We start from the raw sequence: 5,028 nt of genomic DNA, 5'->3' as shown, positions 1-5,028 counted from the left end.
CAGTCATGGCGTTGATTTTTGCACCGGTACTTCTTGTGGTGTCTCCGCCGGCACCGGTTGGTGCCGTACCGAGGTTTATATCTTGTCTTGCCATACGTATTAAACTCCTAAATTCTATATGGTAACTACGCAACCGGCTTTGCAAAAACAACGGGCATGTAGAACGCGCTAGGTAAATCTATGCCTACGGCCTGCATTACTAGCCTGTTGTTTTGGTATTCCCAAACTGCGTACATATTCCCCTGCCTTGATACGACGCCAGCCATATCCATGGCAACATTGTTAAGCATCATATAATCCCCGCTAGACAAGCTTGAGGGTGCGGTCCAGCTGTACCTATATACCCCTTGACTAGTTTGAGTCGCGCCAAGATAAGTCCACGATGAAATAGATCTTGTAAACTGTGCGCAGGGGGTACCGTTGTCAAAGAGAAGCTTTGCAGATCCATCCCACAATCTCAGGCCATAGCTTGCTGTAGGTTGGGACATGAACGCAGCAGAAAACCATGCTCCTGATGTTGCAGTTCCTACAATCCCGCTAAAGGAAAATCCTGTCCAAGCCCCTGAGCTTCCCTGTATCAAGCAGAAGCACAGCAGGTTCGACTGACTTGGCCTTACAAACACTAGCGGGGGCTCACTGGTAGTGACAGTTTTCGCAAATGGAACGAAAACACCCGCGCCGGTTCCGCTCCAAGTTCCTTTTTCAAGCACAACAAGCCTTGAAAACTCAGAATCTATCGTGACGATATCGCTATTATTTTTGAATGAGGCTCCATACGTCATTATCTGAACCTCATAACTAACAACCTTTGATTACTAGTACCAACAGGCCCTGTGTTTGCTGCCGGGCTGCCGAAATAAATAGTCACCCCTCCAGCTGATACTATCGGCGTGTATTGAATAGAGCTGTTGCTTTGTGCGTTAGTGTCATATGCAGCAATAGGAATACATACTGCCGAATGCGTTGCTGGATCTACCCCCGGTATGGATATAAACTGAGTCCTTCCCGAAGAGTTCGACTTTGAAACTATTACGGAATACGTGACACCAACCGTAAACGATGTCTCATCCAGTTCTAGGAGGCCAGTCGCCCCCCATAAGCGTACTCCCGAACTCATTCTGTTAGATCTCCGATCTGCACCCTTTTGACGTTGTTCACATCCCAGAAACGCAACGACCGATTCGTCATAATCGAGCGACCTTGTCCAGGGACGACCCCGTTAATCTCAAACGTGCCGTCCTTGTTTAGGATCCATCCTTGCTGGCCCGCGATGTAGTTGGTCGAACTGATGTAAGCCCCGATTTTCGCGTTGGTGATCGTGCCGTCCTGGATGAACGCGGCCTTGATGAACGTTTGCCCACCGGTCACCGCAAAAGGCACGGTGCCGGCCTGGCCAATGGCGAACCGGTCGGCGTCGATAATGAACTGCGATTGCAAGCCGCCCGGCCCGTTCTCCAGGCCCAGCCCGATACCGGCGTACTTGTAGAGGCCGGTGGCGGTTTCGTACTGCATTCGCACCGACCAGTTCGCCGTAACCTTGCCGTTCACGGTTTGGATCGCAGTGGTGTTGGTCTGAATCGCCAGAGAGTTGCCGTTCACGGACGTTTTTACCGTCTCGATACTGGACGACAGGGCGCCGTCGGCATTGATGCGTGCAGTTTGCTCGCTCACGATCGCCGCAGCGTTAGCCGCAACGCTGGCCTCCACCGCGTCCGTGCGCTGGCCTTGTGCCAGGTCGCCCTCAATGAGAGCGGACTGCGTGGACCAGACACCGACGTAGCTGGCCTCCGAGCCCATCAGCGCGCTGTCGTCACCCTGAAGCGGCGGGTTGACCTGCAGGTAAATGCCGTCCACCCGCTGCGCCGTGGTGGTGACCTTGTTGTCGAGCGTGGTCACCGATGTCTTGAGCGTGCTAAGCCCGCTGGCCGTGGCGGTTACGCCGGTGACAGGATCGTTCACCGTGGTCTTCACCGCGTTCAGCTGCGAGGCCTGGGCGGTGATGTCCTGGCCGTGCTGGCTAATCGTCGCCGAGTTCTGCTGAACTTGGGTCACCAGGGCGTTGACAGTCTGTGTGACTGTGCCAATGTCGGTCCAATAGGTGGCGTTCGGTGGCGGGTTGTTCGCCGGCACCGCGCCGTTGGCCTGGTACAGGTGCTGGCCCACGCGAACGATGTCGTTGAGCACGTACGCCTTAGACGGCACGTACTCCAGCGCATCCACCACTTCCCCGATCAGCTGCTCCAGCTCATCCTTGGCCGCGTCAATGCGACCGTTCACCGAGCCTGGCCCGTTTCCGTCGATCAGGTCGATCCGGTCCTTCAGGTGCTGGCCCAGGGCGGTTTCGTCAATCTGCCCTTTGATCTGCTCAAGGATCGGCCCAGCATCCGAACTGGCCTGGCCCATAACTCCATTGACCACCGGGTAGAACGGCCCAATGTTGCCGGTGCGGTCCACCAGGCGCGCCCAGAAGAACAGGGTTGCGCCAGCCAGCAGCGACTGCATGCGGTAATCGGCCTGCGGGTACGCCAGGTCTGCGAGTTTGGTCGCCGCCGCCAGGTTGTTCGCCGGGCCATACCACAATTCCGTGCGCTGGGTATCCTCAGCACCGGCGGGGAAGCCCCACTTGATGCTGATCCCGAACAGCTCGCTGGTGGTGGTCAGGAACGACACCGCCGGCGGCAACCCGACCTTTCCTTCCAGATTGGTGAGGATTGAGTTTTGCCAGATCGAGGAAATTTCGAAGGCGCTCACAGAGCGAGCCCGGGCCATGTAGGCGCCCGAGTAAATGCCGGTGACGTCAACGCTCGTTGAGCCCGTGCGCTGCACCTTGATCCAGTTGCCGCTGTCCTTACGCCACTCCACGTCATACGCGACTGCACCGGTAACGGCGGGCCACGAGATGTTCATGGTGCTGATGGCCAGGCCCTGGTCGATCGATACGTTCGAAGTAATAGCCACGCTTGCCGGAGCCGGAACCACGGTGATTGGGATCACGCTGATTGGGCGCTCTTCCAGTCGCGCGCCGGTGTCGATGCTCGCGAACTTGCTTGGCTCGTACTGCAAGGCGCTGATGTCGTAATCGCCCTCAGGCGTCCGGGCCGTCCTCATAACTCTATATAGAGGGATTGCCAGGTCATCCGCGTCGATCGCCCACTGAAGCTGTGCAGCCGGCGCCTCGCTGTAGGCTACGGTCACGGTTACGTTGCGGCCGCTCACGCTCTCCACGGTGCGCCCTTCTGCATGCCCGCCGGGGAGGTTGATCACCAGGCGGTCGCCGGCCTTGGCCATGGTGTCGCGGTCCAGGGTGATGACCTTGCCCGCCGCCGCCGCAATGCGCCCACCGATCTCCCGGCCAGCAAGCAGCGAGTCGGCAACAGGGATAATGAAGCCTGGCAGCGGGATGCGGCCTTCCATGCCGGTCCTGAAGCTGATGGTGCGGTCCTGGTTATTGCTCAGCACCAGCCATTTAGCGCGGCGCTGGGCCTCGGATGCCCGAGTGCAGCCTATCGCACTGATCTCCGTCGGCTTGTCGCCCAGGCGGCGCTGGAGCGACAGGTCGGAATAGACCGTGACGTCGGTGTCGTAGTTGTTCAGCGGGTTGTCGTAGCTGACCAGGCAGCGAGTGAAGCGGGTTTTCGCCGAGGCGCTGCCGTAGGAGATTTTGCCGTCGATGACGTTGGACCGGGTGAAGACGTAATCGATGTCCTGCGCCCGAGGCATATCAGCCTGCATGACCAGCTGGCCCTGGGCCCAGTACGTCATCCCGCGATAGATGCCGGCGATGTCGCGCAGCAGTGACCAGGCGTCGGCCTTGCCCTGCAGGTTCATGTCGCACAGAAAGCGCGCCTCCACGCCGTCAGCACCATTGGGCACCATCTGGTCGCAGTACTGTGCGATGCGATACAGCTCCCACTTGTCCACCATCCAGGGCTTGATGCGCCGGCCCAGGCCGAAACGATCCTGGGTGCAGATTCCGTAGGTGATCCAGGCCGGGTTATTCGTCCAGGCCTCCTTCATGGTGCCGTCCCAGGCGCCGGTATAGGTGCGCGCCACCGGGTCGTAGTTGCTCGGCACCTGCCAGCGGCGTGCCTTGCACTTAACGGTGACGGCCGGGATATTGGTGAACTGCTCGGCGTCGAACTCGACGAACAGCAGAGCGGTGTTTGGGTAGCGCAGCTTGGCGTCGATCACCTGGGTGTAGCCGGCGATGAAGAGGCTGTCTGCGATCTTGTCGGTATTCTGGTTTGGTGTGATGCGGCGAACACGGATAAGCCAGCCACTGGTTGCCGGCGGCAGGTCAACGCGCAAGGAGCGCTCGTAGCGCGTAGTGGTCTTGCCGGTCATGGCGCCGACCAATACTTCCTGATAGGCCCCACCGTCGGTGGCCACATCGACGGCATACTGGATGCTGTAACCACCAATGTTCCCTTCTGCGTCCTGGCTCGCCAGTCGCGGCGTGGCCAGGCGGATGCGAGCCGCCGACAGTTGCAGGTTGGTCAGCGACTGAACCCACGGCGTGCCGCTGCGTAACTCGATATTCAGCGAGGTCTCGTTATCGACAGACGGAATGCCCGGAATGTAGGTCTGCTCCACAGAGCCCGGCCGCCAGTCCCACTTCACGTTGGTGAAGTTGAAATTGCCGCTGGCGTCCTGGATAGGAGTGTTGTCGAGGAAGATGTCGCGCGCGGTGGGCGTGCCGTCGAATTCACCCTCGCCTACGGCGATCAGGATCTTGGCCACGTTGGTGGAGCGCAAGCTGTCGGGCGCCTCTACTGGCGACTTGGGCTTGCTCTCGCCGCCTTTGGCACCGTGAATTTCCAGCTTCTGTGCTGCGCCCATGCTTTCCTCCAGGCAATAAAAAACCGGCTCATGGCCGGCTTGCTCGATGCGTCGTGGTTATGTCTTGTCTTCGGCGTAGATCGATGCCGAGATAATCGCCCCGCCCCATCGGCGGTCACCTATGCAGATCGGGACGGGGTTGCCGCTGGCCGTGGTGTTCTTTGCGCTACCGAATGCATAGCTGGGCAT

The 5,028-nt window shown here is 59.0% G+C and carries 2 protein-coding genes and 1 pseudogene; all 3 read right to left on the bottom strand.

The window, feature by feature from the left end; translation table 11 throughout:
* Nucleotides 1-125: 125 nt before the first annotated feature.
* Entirely contained in the window at nt 126-782 is a 657-nt protein-coding gene (locus tag YA0848_RS19390; protein ID WP_198712602.1) for a hypothetical protein, read from the bottom strand.
* A 331-nt stretch (nt 783-1,113) separates the two neighbouring features.
* A complete protein-coding gene (gene gpJ / locus YA0848_RS19385) occupies nt 1,114-4,839 on the bottom strand; it encodes a TipJ family phage tail tip protein (RefSeq protein WP_198712601.1) in 3,726 nt (1,241 codons plus the stop codon).
* A 57-nt stretch (nt 4,840-4,896) separates the two neighbouring features.
* Nucleotides 4,897-5,028: pseudogene (locus YA0848_RS36080) on the bottom strand (tail assembly protein); the annotation flags it as partial.

This window comes from Pseudomonas sp. S4_EA_1b, from assembly GCF_016307435.1.
Taxonomy (GTDB): domain Bacteria; phylum Pseudomonadota; class Gammaproteobacteria; order Pseudomonadales; family Pseudomonadaceae; genus Aquipseudomonas; species Aquipseudomonas rhodesiae.
The sequence above is the reverse complement of the archived record's forward strand: the minus strand, read 5'-3'. Positions and strand labels throughout refer to the sequence as shown.